The following is a 20,756-nucleotide window of genomic DNA, read 5'->3' on the forward strand; positions in this document are numbered from 1 at the left end:
GCTGATCCTGCCGTGGATGCACCCCGCGCGTGCGGGAAGATGGAAGGCGTGTCCTCTCCTGACCCAGACCTGCTCGTCGAACTCGCCGATGTCTCCGTCGTCCGCGGAGGGACGACCCTCGTCGGCCCCGTCTCCTGGAACGTGGAGCTGGACGAGCGGTGGGTGGTCCTCGGACCGAACGGTGCGGGCAAGACCACGCTGCTGCGCGTCGCCGCGGCGGAGATCTACCCGACCTCCGGCACCGCGCACGTGCTCGGCGAGACGCTCGGGCACGTCGACATCTCGGAACTCAAGCCGCGCATCGGCCTGTCGTCCTCTGCTCTCGCCGGACGCATCCCGTCCGACGAGGTGGTGGCCGATCTGGTCGTGTCGGCGGGGTACGCGGTGCTCGGTCGCTGGCGTGAGAAGTACGACGAGGTGGACGACGAGCGTGCGGTCGACATGCTCGAGACGGCCGGTATCGAGCATCTCGCTCGCCGGACCTTCGGGACGCTGTCCGAGGGCGAACGCAAGCGTGTCCTGATCGCCCGCGCTCTGATGACGGACCCCGAGTTGCTGCTGCTCGACGAGCCGGCCGCGGGTCTCGACCTCGGAGGCCGCGAGGATCTCGTCGCCATCCTCACCGACCTCGCACTCGACCCCGACGCCCCCGCGACGGTGCTGATCACGCACCACGTGGAGGAGATCCCACCGGGCTTCACCCACGCGATGCTGCTCAAGGAGGGCGGAGTCGTGGCGCAGGGTCTCATCGACGACGTCATCACGGAGGAGAACCTGTCCACCGCGTTCAGTCAGGCCATCGCCCTCGAGCGCACCGACGGGCGCTTCTTCGCGCGGCGCAAGCGGTCGCGGTCGTCCCATCGGCGAGCGCGGTGACCGAACCGGTCGCGCTGCGGGACGCCTCCACCGTCATCCTGCTGCGCGATGCGCCGGCAGGGCTCGAGGTCTTCCTGCAGCGGCGAGTCGGACGGATGGCGTTCGCCGCCGGCATGACGGTCTTCCCGGGCGGCGGTGTGGATCCGACCGATCGCACGCCCGCGGACGGGGAGGACCGGTGGGCCGGCCCGTCACCCGCGTGGTGGGCGGCACGGTTCGGCACCGACGACGACGCCGCGGCGCGGGCCCTGGTGCTCGCCGCGGTGCGCGAGACCTTCGAGGAGTGCGGTGTCCTGTTCGCCGGGCCCGACGCGCACACCGTCGTCGCGGACACGTCCGATCACGCCGACCGGCGTCGTGCCGTCGAGAAGCACGAGATCTCTTTCGGTGAGTTCCTGGCCGAGACCCGACTGGTGGTGCGCTCCGATCTGCTGCGCCCGCACGCCCGTTGGATCACGCCCGAGGGCGAGACGACCCGTCGGTACGACACCCGCTTCTTCGTCGCGGCGCTCCCGTCCGGGCAACGTCCCGACGGCGAGACGTCCGAGGCCGTCGACGCCGCGTGGGTGCGGCCCGCGGATGCCCTCGACGAGTTCCGTCGCGGCGACCGCATGCTGATGCCGCCCACCTGGGCGTGCCTGCGGCATCTCGCCGGTCACGGGTCGGTGGCCGAGGCCATGGCCGCAGAGGCCGATCTGGCGCCGGTGCAGCCCGTCATCAGCGGATCGGGTGGATCCGTGCGGGTGAACTTCGACGGCGCCGACGAGTATCGCGCCGACCTCCCCCCACGCACCGAGCGGACGTCGAACAGCTAGCGTGCTGGCCATGGCTGAATTCGTGACTCTCGACGTGACCGACGGCATCGGCACCATCCGGCTCTCCCGGCCGCCGATGAACGCTCTGAACCGCCAGGTGCAGGGTGAGCTCCTCGAGGTGTCGCGGGCCGCCGCCGAGGATCCGGATGTCAAGGCGGTCATCGTGTACGGCGGTGAGAAGGTGTTCGCCGCCGGCGCGGACATCAAGGAGATGGCGGAGATGTCCGCGGGTCAGATGACCGACGCGATCGGCGCTCTGCAGGCCGGTCTCGGAGCGATCGCGTCCATCCCGAAGCCCACCGTCGCCGCCATCACCGGATACGCCCTCGGCGGCGGTCTGGAGGTCGCCCTCGGTGCCGATCGCCGCATCGCGGGCGACAACGCGAAGCTCGGCGTCCCCGAGGTGCTGCTCGGCGTCATTCCCGGCGGTGGCGGCACCCAGCGACTCGCCCGGCTGATCGGCCCGAGCCGCGCGAAGGACATGGTGTTCACCGGCCGTTTCGTCGGGGCCGAGGAGGCGCTCGCCGTCGGTCTCGTGGACGAGGTGGTGGCCCCCGATGCCGTCTACGAGGCGGCGCGCACGTGGGCCGGTCAGTTCGTCCGCGGTGCCTCGCGCGCCCTCGCCGCAGCCAAGGCGGCGATCGACGAGGGTCTGGACACCGACCTCGCGACTGGCCTGAAGATCGAGGCGCACGTCTTCGCCTCGCTGTTCGGAACCGAGGACCGCGCGATCGGCATGGCGTCGTTCCTCGAGAACGGCCCGGGCAAGGCCGACTTCACCGGCAACTAGCCTCCCGCACTCGTTCAGATAGGGTTCCCTTCCATGACCGCTCGTGAACCGCACACCGACACCGCCGCCTCGACCGCACCGTCGGATCCGGCGCCGCGCCCGCACGCGAGTGCCGAGGAAGTGCAGGCCGCACGGTCGGACACCAAGCTGGCCCAGGTGCTCTACCACGACTGGGAAGCGGAGACCTACGACGACAAGTGGTCGATCTCCTACGACCAGCGCTGCATCGACTACGCCCGCGGCCGTTTCGACGCGGTGGCCGGATCCGAGGCCCTGCCGTACGGTCGCGCGCTGGAACTGGGCTGCGGTACCGGCTTCTTCCTGCTCAACCTCATGCAGAGCGGCGTCGCCGCGACCGGGTCGGTCACGGACCTGTCGCCGGGCATGGTCAAGGTCGCGCTGCGCAACGCCGAGAACCTGGGCCTCGACGTGGACGGCCGCGTCGCCGATGCCGAGACCATCCCGTACGAGGACGACACGTTCGATCTCGTCGTCGGTCACGCGGTGCTGCACCACATCCCGGACGTGGAGCAGTCTCTGCGCGAGGTGCTGCGCGTGCTCAAGCCCGGCGGCCGGTTCGTGTTCGCGGGCGAGCCGACGACGGTGGGCAACTTCTACGCGCGGTGGCTGGGGCGTCTCACGTGGGAGGCCACGACCCGCACGACGCGGTTGCCGTTCCTCGCGGACTGGCGTCGCCCGCAGCAGGAGCTGGACGAGTCGTCCCGTGCCGCGGCACTCGAGGCCGTCGTCGATCTGCACACCTTCGACCCGACGGAGCTCGAGAACATCGCCGTCGCCGCCGGTGCGGACGACGTGCAGGCCAAGACCGAGGAGTTCGCCGCAGCGCTGCTGGGCTGGCCGGTCCGCACCTTCGAGGCGGCGGTGCCGGCGGAGAAGCTGGGTTGGGGCTGGGCGAGGTTCGCGTTCAACGGCTGGAAGTCGCTGTCCTGGCTCGACGAGAACGTGCTGCACCACGTCGTGCCCCGTGGCTACTTCTACAACGTGATGATCACGGGCACGAAGCCGGACACCGGCGCGCTCTGACGCGTCGGTGGGATACTCGTTCGACCTCGACGACGTCGAGTACCTGGCCGGGGCGTCCGACGCGCTGGCCGCGGTCGGTGACCGTGCGCTGACGCCCGCCACGCTGGTCTCGGACATCGGCCGGATCCGCAGCGCCTTCGGTGACCGCGCCGCCGCGCTGATCGAGACGGTCACCCTGCGTCGCAAGGCCGCGACCAAGCTGCCGTTCGCCGGAACGTGGTTGGTCACCGACGACGCGGTGCAGCAGGCCACCACCGAACAGGTGTCCCGGCACCGGGCCGAGCGGCTGCGCGGACGTCGCATCCACGACGTCACCTGCTCGATCGGCACCGAACTGCACACCCTGCACTCGGTCGCGGACATCGTGGTGGGTAGCGATCTCGATCCGGTGCGGTTGGCCATGGCACGACACAACGTTCCCGACGTGGCCGTGCTGCGTGCCGACGCGGTGGCCCCCACCACGCGCGGCACCGTCGTCGTCGCCGACCCCGGCCGCCGCGCCGGCGGCCGCCGCCGTCACGACCCCGCAGCCCTCGAACCCCCGCTTCCGGACCTCCTCGACGCCTATGCCGGCCGCGACCTGGTGGTCAAGTGCGCACCGGGTCTCGACGTCGACCGTCTCGACCTCACGAGCCGACACACGCGGGCCGAGGTCGAACTCGTCTCCCTCGACGGCGCCGTCCGCGAGGCGTGCCTCTGGCTGGGGGAGGTGGCGGACCCCGCTGTGCGTCGCCGTGCGACGGTGCTCCGGTCGGACGGTTCCGCGTGGGAGGTGACGGACGCCGACTCGGACGCCATCGACGAAGATCGTGCCCCTGGCAGGTACATCGTCGATCCCGACGGCGCCGTCGTGCGGGCCGGTCTCGTGCGCCACTACGCCGCGAGACATGGACTGTGGCAACTGGATCCACGCATCGCGCACCTCACGGGAGACGCGATACCGGAGGGGACGACGGGCTTCGAGATCCTCGACAGGTTGCCCTTCACCGAGAAGGTGTTGCGCAAGCGGCTCGCGGAGCTGGGATGCGGGTCGCTCGAGATTCTCGTCCGCGGCATCGACGTCGATCCCGCGTTGCTGCGCCCCCGGCTCGATCTCCGGGGCACCGTGCCGCTGGGGCTCGTGATCACCCGGATCGGGCGCTCGGGGGTGGCCTTCGTGTGCGGGCCGCGCACCGGGCCTCAGCGGAACGAGTAGAGGGATCCCAGCGCGGTCGGGACGACCACCTCGCCGTCCGAGCCGACGACGACTCCGGGGCTGTAGCCCTCGGCGCCGGGGAGCGCGTCGGTGTCGACCGTCTCGCCGGTGGCCGTGTCGAAGGTGACGAGTGCGAGCCCGTCACCGTCGCCGACCACCGTGTAGCCCGTGGTGCCACCCGCCAGTGCGGAGGAACCCTGTGTCACGAGATCTGGCCGCTCCCACACCGTTTCGGGTCGCTCGCCCGCATCGCGGATCGCCCGCAGATGCGACCCCGCGCCGCCCGCGGGGACGATGGTGCCGTCCGCAGCGACGGACACACTTCCTGCCGCGCGGTCACCGACGAAGTAGGACCAGATCTCGGAGCCGTCCTCGGTGGAGTACGCCCGCACGGTGCCCTCGACGTCCGTGAGGTACACGCGGTCACCGTCGGGTGACACCACGGGGCTCGATGTCACGGCGGCGGGAAGCAGGGGCGACGACCACGCCTCGGTGAGCCCGGGGGAGTCCCCGCCGGTATAGGAGAGCGCCACGAGCTGGGGAGCGATGGCGCCGGCGCGCCACAGGACGAGGTAGACGGTCGAGGACTCCAGATCGACGGCCGGTGCCGCCGCGACGGCGCAGTCCGGCCCACCGCCCAGGCAGGCCAGCAGACCGTCGTCCGCGGGCCGCAGCGTGGTGTTCGGCGCGTCCAGGGGCGTGGGATTGGGGTTCAGGTCCAGTACGGGTGCGACCGCGTTCCCGGTCTGGTTGCTCAGCACGTTGATCTGACCGAACTGGGTGACCACCAGGACGTTGCCGTCGGGCAGGAACTGCGGGGTGCGCGGTACCCCGTAGACCGGTGTGCGCCAGCGCAGTTGACCGTTCTGGTTGATCGAGCTCATGCTGCCGTCGTCACCGGCGTAGAGGTTGGACGCCGAGTCGGCGACCGCGGTCGACGAGACGCCGGAGGGTCCGAGCGAGTTGCAGAACCGCTTGCGTCCGGTCTCGCCCTGGAACGATCCGAGCGCGCAGCCGGCGTCTGCGGTCATCGTCACCGTGATCTGACCGTTGGGCGCGACGGAGGGACGTGTGGACGTGGGAGCGCCGAGAGGGCGGGTCCAGTCGAGAGCGAGGGAGCGACTGCCCTCGGTGGTCACGGAGGCGGAGTTGTGGGCGTCGGCGAGACCGCCGCGCCAGCCCTCGTCGCCCAGGATGTCGATGGGCCCGGAGTCACTGCCACAGGCCCCGAGGGCGAGGGCGCCGACCGCGAGGAGAGCGGCACCGGCTCGACGAGTGCGCACCGAGGTACGCGGGTTCTCGTCGTGCATGCACTCTCCTGATGTCGGGTGATCGGCTCGCACGAGACTAACGGCTGAAACGATGCGTCACGGTTCCGACCCCCGGTGGTCGGCCCCCGGGTTCCCTGCGGCGGCGCCGACAGTAATGTGCCGCCCATGACCAGCATGTGGAACGCGCCGTTGCGCACCCGGTGGCGAGGATCGCGGCGACGCGACCCCGACCAGGCGCGCTTCCTCACGCTCGCGTCGCTGCGCTGGGTGATCGGCCACAAGGCGTACACGCCCTGGTACCTGGTGCGGTACTACCGCCTCGCGCGTTTCAAGGCCGCGAACCCGCACGTGGTGCTGCGCGGAATGGTGTTCCTCGGCAAGAACGTCGAGATCCACGCGACGCCCGAGCTGGCGCGACTCGAGATCGGTCGCTGGGTGCACATCGGTGACGGCAACGCGATCCGCTGCCACGAGGGGTCGCTGCGCATCGGTGACAAGGTGGTGTTCGGCAAGGACAACGTCGTCAACACCTATCTCGACATCGAGATCGGTGCGTCCACCCTCGTCGCCGACTGGTGCTACATCTGCGATTTCGATCATCGGACCGAGGACATCACGGTGCCGATCAAGGATCAGGGCATCGTCAAGTCGCCCGTGCGGATCGGCCCGGACACGTGGATCGCCGCGAAGGTGACCGTGCTGCGGGAGACCGTCGTCGGTCGCGGCTGCGTCCTGGGCGCGCACGCGGTCGTCAAGGGTCACGTGCCCGACTACGGGATCGCGGTCGGCGCACCCGCACGAGTGGTCCGGAACCGTCGCACCGACTGGGAGGCCGGCGCGGAGGACCGCGCGGCGTACGTCGCCGCACTGGAGGACATCGCCCGCAAGAAGTCGCTCGGGAGCGAGTGACTCAGTCCCGTTCGGGCAGTGGACGTTCGCTGATCGTGGGCCTGCCCAGCGGGAAGCGCACCCGGCGCTTCGCGGTGGAGTAGACCGTGGCGGTCTCGCGGGCCACGGAGTGCCAGTCGAAGTCGGACGTGAGTCGCGCACGTGCCGCGTCACTCCGGGTACGTGCCGCAGCGGGGTCGTCGAGTGTGCGCCGCACCGCCGTCGCCAAGGAGCCGACATCGCCGGGAACGAAGGACATCCCGGTGACGCCGTCGACGACGGCTTCGCCCAGGCCGCCCGCGGTGGAGGCGACGAGCGGTGTGCCGGCCGCGGCGCCCTCGAGGGCGATGATGCCGAAGGGCTCGTATCGACTCGGCAGCACCAGCGCGTCCGCCCGGTGCAGATGCCCGAGAACGCCGTCGTGGCCGAGGGATCCGACGAACGTCACCGCCCGGCGCACCCGGTGCACACGCGCCAGATCGACGAGGTGGTCGAGCTGGGTCCCGTCGCCGACGACGGTGAGCGTGGTGCCGGGGTGCGTCCGTCGGACACGCGGGAGTGCCGCTATCAGATCCTGCACCCCCTTCTCGTACTCCAACCGACCCACGAAGAGCAGGGACGGGGCGCCGGTGCGCGCCGCGCGAGGACGGTACGTCCAGGTCCGGGTGTCGATGCCGTTGCGTATCACGTGGACCGGGGACGGAAGCGGACCGAAGAGGCGGACCACCTCGTCCTCCATTCCCGCGGAACACGTGATGACGGAATCGGATTCGTGCGCCAGCCACCATTCCACGGAGTGCACCTGGCGGTTCACGCGGCCGGAGACCCATCCGCTGTGGCGTCCGGCCTCCGTCGCGTGGATCGTCGAGACCAGCGGGACGTCGTAGTACTCGGCGAGCGCGATCGCCGGGTGCGCCACCAGCCAGTCGTGGGCATGGACGACGTCGGGAACCCACCCCTCGCCGATGCCGGGCTTGGAGAGTGCGAGGCCGGCGCGCACCATCGCGTGACCCATCGCGAGCGTCCACTCCAGCATGTCCACTCCGAAGGTGAAGTGCGCCGGATCCTCGGCCACGGCGACGACGAGCACACCCTCGGCGACCGAGCTCACGGTGGGGTGGGTCGCCGCGTCGGAACCCGTGGGGCGGCGGGAGAGGACCACCACCTCGTGTCCGGCCGCGGCCAGTTCCACCGCGAGATGGTGGACGTGGCGACCGAGGCCGCCGACCACCACGGGCGGGTACTCCCACGAGATCATCAGGACCTTCACGCCCGCACCTCCCGACCCGTCGGTTGCAGACGCCGCGCATCGAGGTCCGGGAACAGATCGTCCGCCTGGTTCCACCCGGATGCAAGGTCGGCGGCTCGTGCGTGATGCCCGTGCACGCGGGCGTCGGCGATCTCGCGCACCGCGTGAGCGTGCTTGTGGGCGCGGTCGCGGGCGTACTGCGCGGCCGAGTCCTTGCTCACCATGAAGGCCCAGTCGCTCGAGACGGTGAGCATCGTCTCGCGCAGTATCTGGTCCGCGACACGGTCTCGCAGACCGCCGGGGGGTGCCGCGTCGACGGCGTCGAGCGCGGTGGCGGTGACATCGGCGTTGAGATCGACCAGGTCGCGGACGGGATCGCCCGCCCACACCCGCCAGTCCTTCCCGCTGCCCCAGGAGGTGTCCGGGAGTTCGACGGGGTCACCGACGTAGCCGTCTCGCTTCGCGCCCGCGAGTGTCCCGACGCGGATGCCGGCCTCGGGGAGCGCACGCAGGATGCCGGCCAACCATGCCGGACCCTCGTGCCACCAGTGTCCGAAGAGCTCGGTGTCGAAGGCGGCGACCACCAGTGCCGGGGACCCGGTGCGCGTGTGTTCGGAGCGCAGCCGGCGGCGAACCACGTCGACGAAGTCCTCGACGTGCGTGCGGACGGCTGCTGCGGCGCGCTCCGGGTCGTACGGCGCCTTGTCCGGGCCCGCGACGCTTCTGCCGGTGACCCGGGACGGCTTCAGCCCGGTGTCGTGGTCGTAGGTGTGGAAGTCGCGGTACGCGGAATGACCGGGATAACCGGACTTCGGTGACCACACGCGATAGCTGACCGGGAGATCACGACCGAACGCGACGACGTGGGTGTCGCCGACCGGACGGCCGCACGTCGTGTCTCCGTGCAGAGCCGGGCCGTCGACCATGAAGTGTCCGACGCCCGCGGCGGCGTAGTCGAGTTCCATCCCTGCGGTGAAGGCGCACTCGGGTGCCCAGATGCCCTCGGTGCCGCGGCCCCACCGGCGTACGGCGTCGGCGCGTCCCTCGCGGAGCGCGAACGTCCGCAGTCGTGGGTCGAGCAGAGGTTGGAACGGGTGCATCGACGGCCCACCGAGCAGTTCGACGGCGCCAGAGTCGGCCAGTTCGCGCAGTCGGGGGGCGCCGCCGTGGCGCCAGCGGGTCTCGTACTCGTGCAGAGCGGCAGCCGATCGCCGGTGTTCGCGGTGACCGAGCGCGCGGCGGTCCGGGTCACGGGACGCGGCGGCTTCGGCGGCGCGGAGCTGCCAGTTGCCGAGCCAGTGATGCATCCCGTCGAGGCTGTACGGATCGTCCAGTTGGGCGGCGAGTACCGGGGTGACGCCGAGGGTCAGCAGATCGGTGCGACCCTCGTCGGCCAGGGTCCGCAGTTCGCGGACCACGGGCAGGTACGAATCTGCCCACGACTGGTAGAGCCACTCCTCCCCGACGGGCCACCGCCCCTGGTGGGCGAGCCACGGGAGATGGGAGTGCAGGACGAGCGCGAACATGCCCGGTTCGTCGGCCGAGGTCGCGCTCGTCACGTGCTGGACGGTTTCCGGGCCACCGCGACGAGATCCAGGCTCTCGTCGATCGCCTCGGCGTGGATGTCGAAGTCGTCGACGGTGATGCCGGCGACGTCGGAGACGAGGGTCGCGGGCCACGGCTCACCGGCGAGCGCGCGGTCGATCTGCGCGTCGATGAACGATCCGCCGTGGGTCGCGTCGAGTGCGCGCAGTCGCTCGCCGTGATGCACGCCGGTCATCGAGTCGATCTCGAATCCCGTGTCGGACAGCAATTCCCGTAGTTCCGCGGCTGCGAGCTCGCGGGTGTGGAAGGGGTTCAGCGGGGTGTCCCGGCCGGGGGAGAACGTGATGCGGTTGGGAGTGCTGACGAGGAGGACGCCGCCGGGAACCAGAACCCGGAGGCACTCCCGCAGGAACTCGGCCTGGTCCCACAGATGTTCGATCACCTGGAAGTTGACGACGACGTCGACGCTCTCGCCGCGCAGCGGCAGCATCGCGAGGTTGCCTCGGGTCATGGCGACCGACGGGTACCGGCGAGCGACGTGTTCGGCGGCGCTGCGGTCGTAGTCGAGACCGATCACCCGTGTTGCCGTCCGCGCGATCATGTCCGCGCCGTAGCCCTCGCCGGAGCCCGCCTCGAGCACCACTCGGTCGGCGCAGGCCGGTGCGAGACGGCGGTACACGACCTCGTGCCGACGGAACCAGTAGTTCTCCTCGGCTATGCCGGGCACGGTGCGCTCGCCGGTGAGCGGGAGGGGTGTCTCGGTCGACACGGTCGTGTCGGTCGCGGCGTCGTTCATCCGGGCGACAGTAGTTCCCACCTGCCCGGTCGAGCGACGCCGGTCGGCGGTCCGAGGGGCCCCGGGGGTGATTTCTCGGCCCGACAGGAGTAAGTTACCCATCAGTAACCACGAATGGGGTAACGTCCGTGACACGTCGGTTCCGGGGCTTCGGCCCACCGCGCGCAGCGTGAACTCCGAATACGTTTCGGGCCCCGCGCTACGAGATCAAGACCTGATTCACCGAGACAGGACACAGGAGGTCGACGAAGACCCATGACGAACATCGTCGTACTAATCAAGCAGGTTCCCGACACGTGGTCCGAGCGCAAGCTCTCGGACGGCGACTACACGCTCGACCGCGACGCGGCCGATGCCGTGCTCGACGAGATCAACGAGCGCGCCGTGGAGGAGGCACTCCTGATCAAGGAGCGCGACGGCGGCGAGGTCAAGGTTCTCTCGGCAGGACCCGACCGCGCGACCGAGGCCATCCGCAAGGCCCTCTCCATGGGCGCGGACAGTGCTGTGCACGTCAACGATCCGGCCATGCACGGTTCCGACGCCATCCAGACCGCGTGGGCTCTCGCTGCCGCACTCGGCCAGGTGGAGTTCGAGAACGGTGAGGCCGCAGATCTGGTCATCGCCGGCAACGAGGCGACCGACGGCCGCATCGGCGCGGTCCCCGCCATCATCGCCGAGTACCTCGGCATCCCGCAGCTGACCCAGATGCGCAAGCTGGTCGTCGCCGACGGCAAGGTCAGCGGCGAGCGCGAGACCGACGAGGGCATCTTCGGCCTCGAGGCGGATCTCCCCGCGATCGTCAGCGTCACCGAGAAGATCAACGAGCCGCGCTTCCCGTCCTTCAAGGGCATCATGGCCGCCAAGAAGAAGACGGTGCAGGTCCTCACCCTCGCCGACATCGGCGTCGATCCGGAGACCGTGGGCGTCGCGAACGCCGGCACCACCGTCACCACGGTGACCCCGAAGCCGCCGAAGACCGCTGGTGAGCGCGTGAACGACGAGGGCGACGGCGGAACCAAGGTCGCCGAGTACCTCGTCGCGCAGAAGATCATCTAGATCCCCGTCACCAGCACACATTCGTCTCACTGCAGTACAGGAGAAACACCATGGCAGAGGTACTCGTACTCGTCGAGCACGCAGACGGGGCACTGAAGAAGGTCACCAGCGAGCTCATCACGGCCGCCCGCGTTCTGGGTGAGCCGTCCGCGGTGGTCACGGGAGCGCCGGGCACCACCGACGCGATCGCCGCCGCACTCACCGAGGCCGGCGCCGCGAAGATCTATGTCGCGGAGTCCGCCGACGTCGACGGCTTCCTCGTCACGCCCAAGGTCGACGTGCTGTCGTCCCTGGCCGAGTCGGTCTCGCCCGCCGCGATCCTCACGTCCGGTGGCATCGAGGGCAAGGAGGTGGCGGGTCGTCTCGCCGCTCGCCTCGGTGCCGGACTGCACCAGGACGTCGTGGCGATCAACGCCGACAAGTCCGCCACGTACTCCATCTTCGGTGGCGCGTTCACCGTCGAGGCGAAGACCAACGGCGACGTCCCGGTCATCTCGCTCCGCCCGGGTGCCATCGACGCCGAGCCGCAGGCCGGTGCCGGTGAGCGTGTCGACGTCGAGGTTCCCGCGCAGGAGGAGGCCGTCGTCAAGGTCACCTCGCGTGAGCCCGTCGCCGGCGGCGACCGCCCCGAGCTCACCGAGGCATCGGTCGTCGTCTCCGGTGGTCGCGGTGTCGGCAGCGCGGACAAGTTCTCCGTCGTCGAGGATCTGGCCGACTCGCTCGGTGCGGCCGTCGGCGCGTCGCGTGCAGCCGTCGACTCGGGCTACTACCCGGGCCAGTTCCAGGTGGGTCAGACGGGCAAGACCGTCTCGCCCCAGCTGTACGTCGCGCTCGGCATCTCCGGTGCGATCCAGCACCGCGCCGGCATGCAGACGTCCAAGACGATCGTCGCCGTCAACAAGGACGAGGAAGCACCGATCTTCGAGATCGCGGACTTCGGCGTCGTGGGCGACCTCTTCGACGTCACGCCTCAGCTCGCCGAGGCAGTGAAGAAGCGCAAGGGCTGATCCCCTCAGCAGTACCCGAGAGTCCCGCTACCGTTCGTCGGTAGCGGGGCTTTCGTCGTTCGTGCACCTTCCGGTCACGTCGTGTTGTGAGTGCCGTCGAGTGGGCTCGATAGATCTATGTGCCATGACATCAGATGTGTGCGACTCGGCACCGACCGTCATCACCCCGTCCTCGGCCGACGAGCACGTGCTCGTCTCCGACAAGCACCACTCACTCGTTCTCGGATCCACCCCGGAGCACGTGCTCGCGGCGCAGCGGTTGCGCGCCACCGTGTTCGGCTCGGAAGCGGGGTACGAGTCGACCGCCTTCGACGGCGGCCTCGACGCCGACCGCTTCGACGACCACTGCGATCACCTGCTCGTCGTCGACAACCGCACCGGCGATCGTGTCGGCTGCTACCGCATGCTCACCCCGGACGGTGCGGAGCGCGCCGGCGGGTACTACACGGCGACGGAGTTCGACATCAGCGAACTGCGTGCACACGAGTTGCGGACGGTCGAGATGGGTCGTGCGTGCGTCCTGGAGGGCCATCGATCCGGCTCGGTGCTGGCGCTGATGTGGTCCGGGATCCTCCGGTACATCGACGTCGGTGGCTACGACCGGGTGATGGGCTGTGTGTCGGTCCCCATGGCACTCGGCGACGGGGAGCCGGACGGCGCGCACGTCAAGGGCGTGTACGACCTCGTCGAGAAGCGGCACCGCTCCGAGGTCCGCGCGTATCCCCGGACCCCCGTGCGGGTCGACGGTGTCGCCCTCGCCGACATCACGGCACCCTCCCGCACCTCGGTGCCGGCCCTGATGCGCGGCTACCTGCGCATGGGCGCCTCGATCTGCGGGGAGCCGGCCCACGATCCCGATTTCGGCGTCGCGGACTTCGTCACCCTCCTGCACATGAAGGACGCCAACGTCCGCTATCTCGACCGGCTCCGCTCGGCCGCGGCGACCGCGGAGTCGCACGCGTGACGACACACGCCTGGATGCCCGCCAGCCCGTGCGGGACGGGGTGCCATCCGGCGGTCTCGGCGACCGTGGGCACCGCACGCGTGGTGGTGCGCTGCGTCCTGGTGGCGGTGCTGCTCGCCGTGGTCCCGCTCCTGCTGGCGGGCCGGGTGTTGCCGGCGGGCGGTCGAGGCGCCACCGCACGTGCCGGAGCCAGGGGACTCCTCGGCGCGCTCGGTGTCCGGGTGACTCTGGTCGGCGACCGCACGGCCGAGCCCACCGGCGTCGGAACGCTCGTCGTCGCCAATCACGTGTCCTGGACGGACGTCCTGGTGCTGGCAGCCTGTTTCCCGTGCCGCTTCGTCGCCCGCGCGGACCTCGTGGACTGGCCCGTCCTGGGTCTGCTCGCACGCATCGTGCGGGTCGTCCCCATCGCCCGTGAGCGACTCCGCTCCCTACCCGGCACCGTCGACGAGGTGACCGAGGCCTTGCGATCGGGAGCCACGGTGGTCGTCTTCCCCGAGGGCACCACCTGGTGCGGAACCGCCTACGGATCGTTCCGTCCCGCCCTGTTCCAGGCGGCCATCGACGCCGGTGCGGTGGTGCGGCCGATCGCGGTCACCTACCGCGACGTCGACCACCGTCCGACGACGGCCACCGCCTTCGTGGGCGACGAGACCATCGGCGAGTCGATGTCGAGGATCCTGCGGCTGAAGGGCGTCCGTGCCGCCGTGCGGGTGTGCGAGGACATCGCGCCCATCGACGATCGTCGACTGCTGGCGCGCAGCGCGGAGTTGGCCGTGCGCCGACACCAGGACGAGACGGCAGTTCCGCCCCTGCGCGTCACCCGCACGCGACTGCCGCGCCGGGATCGGCTCGCCCAGCCGGTCCGCCCCGGTGAGTACGCCGGAACCGTCGTGCGCGCGAGCTGACGCACGGCAGTTCGGGCGTGCTCGCGCGGGGGAGAGGCGAGGTCCGCGACCGGTTATCCTGGACCACGTCATGCCACAGCCCCCACGTGTGCCCGGAACGCCGGTGTACCTCGATCATGCCGCGACCACTCCGATGGTCCCCGCGGCGATCGAGGCGATGACGGAGATCCATCGGACCGTGGGAAACGCGTCGTCCCTGCACGGATCGGGGCGCACGGCCCGCCGCCGCATCGAGGAGTCGCGGGAGTCCATCGCCGCGGCGCTGGGCGCTCGTCCGTCCGAGGTCATCTTCACCTCCGGCGGCACCGAGAGCGACAATCTGGCGGTCAAGGGCATCTTTTGGGCACGCCGAGCGCGTGATCCTCGTCGCGTCCGCGTGATCACCAGCTCGGTCGAGCATCACGCCGTGCTCGATGCCGTGGAGTGGCTCGAACGTCACGAGGGCGCCGCGGTGTCCTGGTTGCCGGTCGAGGCCGACGGCCGCGTCCTCCCGTCGACGCTGCGCCGAGAACTCGAGCTGCACGCCGACGAGGTCGCCGTCGTGTCGATCATGTGGGCGAACAACGAGGTGGGCACCATCATGGCGATCCGCGAACTCGCTGCCATCGCGGCCGAGTTCGACGTGCCCATGCACAGCGACGCGGTCCAGGTGGCCGGTGTCCGTGAACTCGACTTCGCGTCCAGTGGTCTCTCCGCGCTGTCCATCGCGGCACACAAGTTCGGCGGACCCCAGGGCGTCGGCGCGCTGCTGCTCGGACGCTCTGTGCCCTGCGAATCACTGCTGCACGGAGGCGGTCAGGAACGCGACGTCCGGTCCGGGACGCCCGACACGGCAGGTGCCGTGGGCATGGCGGCCGCCCTCGAAATCGCCGTCGCCGGACGGGCCGACACCGAGGCGCGGCTCGTGGCGTTGCGCGAGCGTGTCATCGAGGGTGTCCTCGACGCGGTGCCCGGCGCGTCGGTCAACGGTGCCCGCGGCGCGGACAGACTCCCCGGCAACGTGCACGTCACGTTCCCCGGATGCGAGGGCGATTCACTGTTGATGTTGCTCGACGCGTCCGGTGTCGAGTGCTCGACGGGATCCGCGTGCACGGCGGGTGTCGCGCGGGCGAGTCATGTGCTGCTGGCGATGGGCGTCGATGCGGCCGATGCCCGCGGATCACTCCGGTTCTCCTTGGGCCACACCAGCACCGACGCCGATGTCGACGCACTGCTCGAGGTCCTGCCGCGCGTCGTCGAACGTGCGCGGGCCGCCGGCATGGCGTCCAGTTCGAGATGACGAGAACGTCGAGACGAGAAGAGTGGTGACATGAGAGTTCTGGCAGCGATGAGCGGCGGCGTCGATTCCGCCGTGGCGGCGGCGCGTGCCGTCGATGCCGGCCACGAGGTGGTCGGGGTGCACCTGGCGCTGTCCACCGCTCCCGGCGCTCTGCGCACCGGGTCGCGCGGGTGCTGCTCCAAGGAGGACGCCGGGGACGCGCGCCGCGCCGCGGACGTGCTCGGGATCCCGTTCTACGTCTGGGATTTCGCGGATCGGTTCAAGGAGGACGTGATCGACGACTTCGTCGCGTCCTACGCCGCAGGCGAGACCCCGAACCCGTGCCTGCGCTGCAACGAGAAGATCAAGTTCGCGGCGCTCGCCGATCGGGCCGAGGCGCTCGGTTTCGACGCGGTCGCCACCGGCCACTACGCCCGGCTCGAGGACGGCGTGCTGCGTCGTGCGGTCGATGCCGACAAGGACCAGTCGTACGTGCTGGGCGTCCTCACCGCGCGCCAGCTGTCCCGTGCCCTGTTCCCGATCGGGGACACCCCGAAGGCGGAGGTGCGTGACGAGGCCGCCCGCCGCGGTCTCGCCGTCGCGGACAAGCCCGACAGTCACGACATCTGCTTCATCCCCTCCGGCGACACCCGGGCGTTCCTCGGCGCCCGTATCGGCGTGCGCCCCGGATCGGTGGTCGACGCGGACTCCGGCGCGGTGCTCGCCGAGCACGACGGTGTGCACGGGTTCACCGTCGGCCAGCGCAAGGGCCTGGGCGTCGAGGGACCGGCCGCCGACGGCAAGCCGCGGTACGTCACCTCCATCGAGCCCGAGACCGGGACCGTCCGGGTCGGCTCGGCGAGCCGCCTCGACGTGTACGGCATCGATGCGAGCACACCCGTCTGGACGTCCGGCACGGCGCCCGAGGGCGACGTGGACTGCGTCGTCCAGGTCCGGGCACACGGCGGACTCGCGGACGCCGTCGCTCGTGTCGACGGCGACACTCTGCGCATCGGTCTGCGGTCCCCGCTCACCGGAGTCGCACGTGGTCAGGCAGCCGTGCTGTACCGCCCCGACCCGGCAGGCGACATCGTGGTCGGCAGCGGCACCATCGCGGGAACCTCCGCCGAGTCGCCACTCACCGCGTCCGCTCGCCCGTGACGGATCCTGCTGCCGCTCTGGCAGGCGTGGCGACGGGTATCGGCTCGTGGCCGGGAACGGACATCGCGAACGCCGTCACGACGGTGATCGGCGAGCTCCCCGACCTGCCGCACGTCGTGGAACTCCCGGCGCGAGGTCTCGGCGCCGACATGATCGGGCGCACCGGCGTGCTGCTGGTCGACATCGAGATCGATGCGGCCACCAGCGGATACCGCGTGAGCCGACGGCCGAGTACGACGAGCCGCCGGGCCCGCGACTTCCTGACGGAGGACCTCGACGTTCTCGAGGAGCAGTGGGAACTGGCCGGGCTGCGCGGATCCGGCCGCGCCGTCAAGGTGCAGGCCGCGGGCCCGCTGACGATGGCCGCGGACATCGAGCTGGCGTTCGGTCACCGCGCCTTGACCGACCGCGGTGCGGTGCGCGACATCGCCGGGTCGTTGGCCGAGGGAGTGGCCGCGCACGCCGACGAGGTCGCGAGGCGGCTCGGCGCCGAGGTGGTCGTCCAGTTCGACGAACCTCGCATCGCGGCCGTGCTGGCCGGTCGCCTGCAGGGCGTGACGAGCCTCGAGCAGATCGCCGCGGTGCCGGCGCCGGAGGTAGCCGACCTGCTGGGCTCGGTGGTGCAGCGGGTGAACCGACCCGTGATCGTGCACACGTGCTCCGCCGACGTCCCGTTCGAGGTCTTCGGACGCAGCGGGGTGCACGGCGTCTCGTTCGATCTGTCCTTGCTGTCCACGTCGCGGTACGACGCGGTCGGCGATTACCTGGAGAGCGGCGGTGTCGCCGTCCTGGGGGTGGTGCCGGGAACCGACCCGGAGAAGTACCCGGCGTGGCGCGAGAGTGCGGCGCCCGCAGTGGAACTGATGGATCGGTTGGGCTTCCCGAGGCGGTACCTCGCCGAGCGCGTCGCCGTCTCACCCACGTGTGGGTTGTCCGGCGCGAGCCTGCCGTGGGCCCGGCACGCTCTGACGGTGCTGCGCGACGTCCGCGCTGCTTTCACCGAGGATCCCGACGCGCTGTGACACCGGCCTTCGTCACCGGGAACGGTGTCGGAGCGCTCCGATAGTCTGCGATCGTGGACGAGATCGAGACACCGCCGGACCTGGTCCCGGCCTCACCCGAGCAGAAGCAGGAGTGGGACGCGCTGGCCGAGGAGGTCCGCGGTCACCAGTTCCGGTACTACGTGCGGGACGCGCCGATCATCTCGGACGGGCAGTTCGACGAGTTGCTGAAGCGCCTGCAGGCGATGGAGGAGGAGCATCCGGATCTCCGGACGCCCGACTCGCCGACGCAGCTCGTCGGTGGCGGCTTCGAGACGGATTTCACGGCTGTCGACCACCTCGAGCGAATGTTGTCCCTGGACAACGTGTTCGACGCGGACGAGCTGCGTGCCTGGGCGCGCAGGGTCGAGGTGGAGGCGGGGGAGAACCTGCACTACCTCTGCGAGGTCAAGATCGACGGTGTCGCGCTCAATCTCGTGTACGAGAACGGCCGACTGGTGCGCGCCGCCACCCGCGGTGACGGACGCACCGGGGAGGACGTGACGCTCAACGCGCGCACCATCGACGACATCCCCGAGGTGCTCACCCCGTCGGACGGGTTCCCGGTCCCGACGCTGCTCGAGGTGCGGGGCGAGGTGTTCTTCCGACTCGAGGACTTCCAGGCGCTCAACGCCTCTCTCGTCGAGCAGGGCAAGCCGCCGTTCGCCAACCCGCGCAACTCCGCCGCGGGGTCGCTGCGGCAGAAGAATCCCGCGGTCACCTCGCGGCGGCGGCTCGGCATGATCTGTCACGGGTTCGGCCGGATGGAGGGCTTCGCCCCCGCCGCCCAGTCCGTCGCGTACGACGCGCTCGCCGCCTGGGGTCTGCCGGTCTCGACTCACACCGCACTGGTGCAGGGCGTCGACGCGGTGGTCGAACGCATGGAGTACTGGGGCGAGAATCGGCACTCGGTCGAGCATGAGATCGACGGCCTCGTGGTGAAGGTCGACGAGATGGCGTTGCACCGCCGACTCGGATCCACGTCACGCGCACCCCGCTGGGCCATCGCCTTCAAGTATCCGCCGGAGGAGGCCACCACGACATTGGTCAACATCGAGGTGAGTGTCGGGCGCACCGGGCGAGTGACACCGTTCGCGTTCATGGAGCCGGTGCTCGTGGCGGGGTCGACGGTGTCGCGTGCGACCTTGCACAACGCGTCCGAGGTCGTGCGCAAGGGTGTGTTGATCGGTGACACCGTGGTCATCCGCAAGGCGGGCGAGGTGATCCCGGAGGTGCTCGGTCCGGTGGTCGACGCACGCACCGGGGACGAGCGGGAATTCGTCATGCCGACGCACTGCCCCGAGTGCGGAACCGAACTCGCACCGACCAAGGAAGCGGATGCTGACATCCGCTGCCCCAATTCGGAATGGTGCCCCGCCCAGAGGCGTGAGCGGGTCTTCTTCATCGCAGGGCGCAACGTGTTCGACATCGAGGCGCTCGGGTACGAAGCGGCGACGGCGCTTCTCAAAGCTGACGTCATCCAGAACGAGGGTGACCTCTTCATTCTCACCGAGGACGATCTCACCAAGACGGAGATCTTCCGGACCAAAGCTGGTCACCTGTCCGCCAATGGTCGTCGTCTGCTCGACAACCTCGAACGCGCGAAGATCAAGCCGCTGTGGCGTGTTCTGGTCGCGCTCTCCATTCGCCACGTCGGTCCTTCCGCCGCCCGCGCCCTCGCCGCCCGCTTCGGGTCACTCGACGCCATTCGGGCGGCGACGGAGGAGGAACTGGCCGCCGCCGACGGGGTGGGCCCCACCATCGCCCGCGCAGTCGTCGAGTGGTTCGACGTCGACTGGCACCGCGCCATCGTGGAGAAGTGGTCGGCGGCGGGCGTGCGCATGGAGGACGAACGCGACGAGAGTATCGAGCGCACGCTCGACGGTCTGTCGATCGTCGTCACCGGATCGCTCGCCACGTTCACGCGTGACGACGCGAAGGAGGCGATCCTGGCCCGCGGCGGCAAGGCGGCCTCGTCGGTGTCGAAGAAGACGGCGTTCGTGGTCGTCGGCGACGCGCCCGGATCGAAGCACGACAAGGCGCTCGAACTCGGTGTTCCGGTGCTCGACGAGGACGGGTTCCGCACGCTGCTCGGCGAGGGGCCCGACGCGGCCCGCGCGCTGGTCGCCGGGGCGGACTCAGCCGAGGACGGTGGCGACGATGCCGGCCAGGTAGCCGAGCCGGGCGATCTCTGACGGTCGGAAGTCCGGTCCGCCGGGTCGTCCGAGCACCAGCACGGTGCCCGACGATCCGAGCGGTGCCGCGGCCAGTGTGGTGTCCATGTCCTTCCACGACTGCGGAACCCATGCTCCGGTCGGGTCGAGGACTGCCGGCTTCTCGAGGGGCATCCACGGCATGTCGTCGGCCCGCGACTCGGGCGCCCCGGAGCTGCCGACGATGACGGCCGGACCGTGATCTGACATGCCCACCACGGTGCTCCATCCGACGCGCAGCACCCGCGGCGCACCGTCCACGAGCACCTGCAGACGGTCGTCGTGCGCCGTGGCCACCTGATCGATGAGCTCGAGCTCGCGGTGTGTGTCCAGGATGCCGGCGTAGGGACGGATCGAGTCCACGCGGACGTCGGTGAGCTTCTCGGCCGCGGTGATGAGTGTGTCGGGGAGGGCGCCCGGCGCGACGTCCACCACTAGATCGTCCACCGCGAATCCGGCTCCGCGTTCGATGACGTCGAGCGACAGGATGTCGGCCCCCACCGAACCCAGGGCGACGGCGAGCGACCCGAGACTGCCCGGACGGTCGGGCAACTGGACCCGCAGGAGATACGACACGCCGACATCCTCGCACTCGACGCCGTCTCCATCGAGTCGCACGCGGCTCACGGGAAGGTGGAGGACGGCCGGGCTCGCCGTCCCTCGCCGCGACGCGAGGCCGT

Annotated in this window: 19 protein-coding genes; 14 read left to right on the forward strand and 5 right to left on the reverse strand. The window is 70.3% G+C overall.

Annotated features, from left to right (window positions below; all coding sequences use genetic code 11):
- Window positions 1-39: 39 nt before the first annotated feature.
- Genes OHB23_RS12585 through OHB23_RS12605 form a run of 5 tightly spaced genes read left to right on the forward strand, consistent with a single transcriptional unit; the run spans window position 40 to window position 4,720 of the window.
- Complete coding sequence (locus tag OHB23_RS12585) at window positions 40-876, forward strand: ABC transporter ATP-binding protein (RefSeq protein WP_027507055.1); 837 nt, start codon at window positions 40-42, stop codon at window positions 874-876.
- Window positions 873-1,691, forward strand: coding sequence for an NUDIX hydrolase (locus tag OHB23_RS12590; RefSeq protein WP_222645392.1), 819 nt, complete (start codon window positions 873-875; stop codon window positions 1,689-1,691). Before OHB23_RS12585 ends, OHB23_RS12590 begins: the two co-directional genes overlap by 4 nt.
- Window positions 1,692-1,701: 10 nt before the next feature.
- The gene (locus OHB23_RS12595; protein ID WP_056446209.1) at window positions 1,702-2,481 is read left to right on the forward strand and encodes an enoyl-CoA hydratase/isomerase family protein; all 780 of its coding nucleotides are present in this window, start codon (window positions 1,702-1,704) and stop codon (window positions 2,479-2,481) included.
- Between the two features lie 33 nt (window positions 2,482-2,514).
- Window positions 2,515-3,525, forward strand: coding sequence for a class I SAM-dependent methyltransferase (locus tag OHB23_RS12600; RefSeq protein WP_027507036.1), 1,011 nt, complete (start codon window positions 2,515-2,517; stop codon window positions 3,523-3,525).
- Window positions 3,526-3,532: 7 nt separating this feature from the next.
- Entirely contained in the window at window positions 3,533-4,720 is a 1,188-nt protein-coding gene (locus OHB23_RS12605) for a THUMP-like domain-containing protein (RefSeq protein WP_328809642.1), read from the forward strand.
- Here OHB23_RS12605 and OHB23_RS12610 read toward each other — a convergent pair.
- Window positions 4,705-6,030: an outer membrane protein assembly factor BamB family protein gene (locus OHB23_RS12610; RefSeq protein ID WP_328809643.1), complete on the reverse strand. Its 1,326-nt coding sequence runs from the start codon at window positions 6,028-6,030 to the stop codon at window positions 4,705-4,707. The genes OHB23_RS12605 and OHB23_RS12610 overlap by 16 nt on opposite strands.
- 126 nt (window positions 6,031-6,156) lie before the next feature.
- On the opposite strand from OHB23_RS12610, the gene OHB23_RS12615 reads away from it, so the two are divergent.
- Window positions 6,157-6,900 carry an acyltransferase gene (locus OHB23_RS12615; RefSeq protein WP_027507033.1) on the forward strand — a complete coding sequence of 248 codons (744 nt, stop codon included), beginning with the start codon at window positions 6,157-6,159 and terminating at the stop codon, window positions 6,898-6,900.
- Between the two features lies 1 nt (window position 6,901).
- Here OHB23_RS12615 and OHB23_RS12620 read toward each other — a convergent pair whose 3' ends face one another.
- Genes OHB23_RS12620 through OHB23_RS12630 form a run of 3 tightly spaced genes read right to left on the reverse strand, consistent with a single transcriptional unit; the run spans window position 6,902 to window position 10,469 of the window.
- Window positions 6,902-8,149 carry a glycosyltransferase family 4 protein gene (locus OHB23_RS12620; RefSeq protein WP_027507032.1) on the reverse strand — a complete coding sequence of 416 codons (1,248 nt, stop codon included), beginning with the start codon at window positions 8,147-8,149 and terminating at the stop codon, window positions 6,902-6,904.
- Window positions 8,146-9,654, reverse strand: coding sequence for a 1,4-alpha-glucan branching protein domain-containing protein (locus OHB23_RS12625; RefSeq protein ID WP_442973042.1), 1,509 nt, complete (start codon window positions 9,652-9,654; stop codon window positions 8,146-8,148). Before OHB23_RS12625 ends, OHB23_RS12620 begins: the two co-directional genes overlap by 4 nt.
- A gap of 29 nt (window positions 9,655-9,683) precedes the next feature.
- Entirely contained in the window at window positions 9,684-10,469 is a 786-nt protein-coding gene (locus OHB23_RS12630) for a class I SAM-dependent methyltransferase (protein WP_051613650.1), read from the reverse strand.
- Between the two features lie 255 nt (window positions 10,470-10,724).
- Between OHB23_RS12630 and OHB23_RS12635 the strand changes: the two genes are divergently transcribed.
- The 8 genes from OHB23_RS12635 (at window position 10,725) to ligA (ending at window position 20,058) form a co-directional block, all read left to right on the forward strand.
- Entirely contained in the window at window positions 10,725-11,525 is an 801-nt protein-coding gene (locus OHB23_RS12635; protein ID WP_027507029.1) for an electron transfer flavoprotein subunit beta/FixA family protein, read from the forward strand.
- A gap of 50 nt (window positions 11,526-11,575) precedes the next feature.
- The gene (locus OHB23_RS12640; RefSeq protein WP_027507028.1) at window positions 11,576-12,532 is read left to right on the forward strand and encodes an electron transfer flavoprotein subunit alpha/FixB family protein; all 957 of its coding nucleotides are present in this window, start codon (window positions 11,576-11,578) and stop codon (window positions 12,530-12,532) included.
- Window positions 12,533-12,656: 124 nt separating this feature from the next.
- A complete protein-coding gene (locus tag OHB23_RS12645) occupies window positions 12,657-13,496 on the forward strand; it encodes a GNAT family N-acetyltransferase (protein ID WP_328809645.1) in 840 nt (279 codons plus the stop codon).
- Entirely contained in the window at window positions 13,493-14,404 is a 912-nt protein-coding gene (locus OHB23_RS12650) for a lysophospholipid acyltransferase family protein (RefSeq protein WP_328809646.1), read from the forward strand. Before OHB23_RS12645 ends, OHB23_RS12650 begins: the two co-directional genes overlap by 4 nt.
- Before the next feature lie 70 nt (window positions 14,405-14,474).
- Window positions 14,475-15,683, forward strand: a complete 1,209-nt coding sequence (locus OHB23_RS12655) for a cysteine desulfurase family protein (protein ID WP_328809647.1) — start codon at window positions 14,475-14,477, stop codon at window positions 15,681-15,683.
- A 30-nt stretch (window positions 15,684-15,713) separates the two neighbouring features.
- Window positions 15,714-16,823 carry a tRNA 2-thiouridine(34) synthase MnmA gene (gene mnmA / locus OHB23_RS12660; RefSeq protein WP_222631828.1) on the forward strand — a complete coding sequence of 370 codons (1,110 nt, stop codon included), beginning with the start codon at window positions 15,714-15,716 and terminating at the stop codon, window positions 16,821-16,823.
- The gene (locus tag OHB23_RS12665; RefSeq protein ID WP_027507024.1) at window positions 16,820-17,845 is read left to right on the forward strand and encodes a methionine synthase; all 1,026 of its coding nucleotides are present in this window, start codon (window positions 16,820-16,822) and stop codon (window positions 17,843-17,845) included. The genes mnmA and OHB23_RS12665 overlap by 4 nt, the downstream gene beginning before the upstream one ends.
- Before the next feature lie 62 nt (window positions 17,846-17,907).
- Window positions 17,908-20,058, forward strand: a complete 2,151-nt coding sequence (gene ligA, locus OHB23_RS12670; protein WP_328811637.1) for an NAD-dependent DNA ligase LigA — start codon at window positions 17,908-17,910, stop codon at window positions 20,056-20,058.
- On the opposite strand, the gene OHB23_RS12675 is transcribed toward ligA, so the two are convergent.
- Window positions 20,002-20,652: an amino acid-binding protein gene (locus tag OHB23_RS12675; protein ID WP_027507022.1), complete on the reverse strand. Its 651-nt coding sequence runs from the start codon at window positions 20,650-20,652 to the stop codon at window positions 20,002-20,004. The two genes, ligA and OHB23_RS12675, sit on opposite strands and share 57 nt — an antisense overlap.
- Between the last annotated feature and the right edge of the window lie 104 nt (window positions 20,653-20,756).

This window comes from Rhodococcus sp. NBC_00294, from assembly GCF_036163995.1.
Taxonomy (GTDB): domain Bacteria; phylum Actinomycetota; class Actinomycetes; order Mycobacteriales; family Mycobacteriaceae; genus Rhodococcoides.

What these genes read in the sequence shown, in the direction of transcription:
- OHB23_RS12625 (WP_442973042.1), bottom strand. Translation starts at nt 9,654, where the DNA reads ATGTTCGCGCTCGTCCTGCACTCCCATCTCCCGTGGCTCGCCCACCAG.
- OHB23_RS12615 (WP_027507033.1), top strand. Translation starts at nt 6,157, where the DNA reads ATGACCAGCATGTGGAACGCGCCGTTGCGCACCCGGTGGCGAGGATCG.
- OHB23_RS12600 (WP_027507036.1), top strand. Translation starts at nt 2,515, where the DNA reads ATGACCGCTCGTGAACCGCACACCGACACCGCCGCCTCGACCGCACCG.
- mnmA (WP_222631828.1), top strand. Translation starts at nt 15,714, where the DNA reads ATGAGAGTTCTGGCAGCGATGAGCGGCGGCGTCGATTCCGCCGTGGCG.
- OHB23_RS12645 (WP_328809645.1), top strand. Translation starts at nt 12,657, where the DNA reads ATGACATCAGATGTGTGCGACTCGGCACCGACCGTCATCACCCCGTCC.
- OHB23_RS12635 (WP_027507029.1), top strand. Translation starts at nt 10,725, where the DNA reads ATGACGAACATCGTCGTACTAATCAAGCAGGTTCCCGACACGTGGTCC.
- OHB23_RS12595 (WP_056446209.1), top strand. Translation starts at nt 1,702, where the DNA reads ATGGCTGAATTCGTGACTCTCGACGTGACCGACGGCATCGGCACCATC.
- OHB23_RS12655 (WP_328809647.1), top strand. Translation starts at nt 14,475, where the DNA reads ATGCCACAGCCCCCACGTGTGCCCGGAACGCCGGTGTACCTCGATCAT.
- OHB23_RS12585 (WP_027507055.1), top strand. Translation starts at nt 40, where the DNA reads ATGGAAGGCGTGTCCTCTCCTGACCCAGACCTGCTCGTCGAACTCGCC.
- OHB23_RS12630 (WP_051613650.1), bottom strand. Translation starts at nt 10,469, where the DNA reads ATGAACGACGCCGCGACCGACACGACCGTGTCGACCGAGACACCCCTC.
- OHB23_RS12610 (WP_328809643.1), bottom strand. Translation starts at nt 6,030, where the DNA reads ATGCACGACGAGAACCCGCGTACCTCGGTGCGCACTCGTCGAGCCGGT.
- OHB23_RS12640 (WP_027507028.1), top strand. Translation starts at nt 11,576, where the DNA reads ATGGCAGAGGTACTCGTACTCGTCGAGCACGCAGACGGGGCACTGAAG.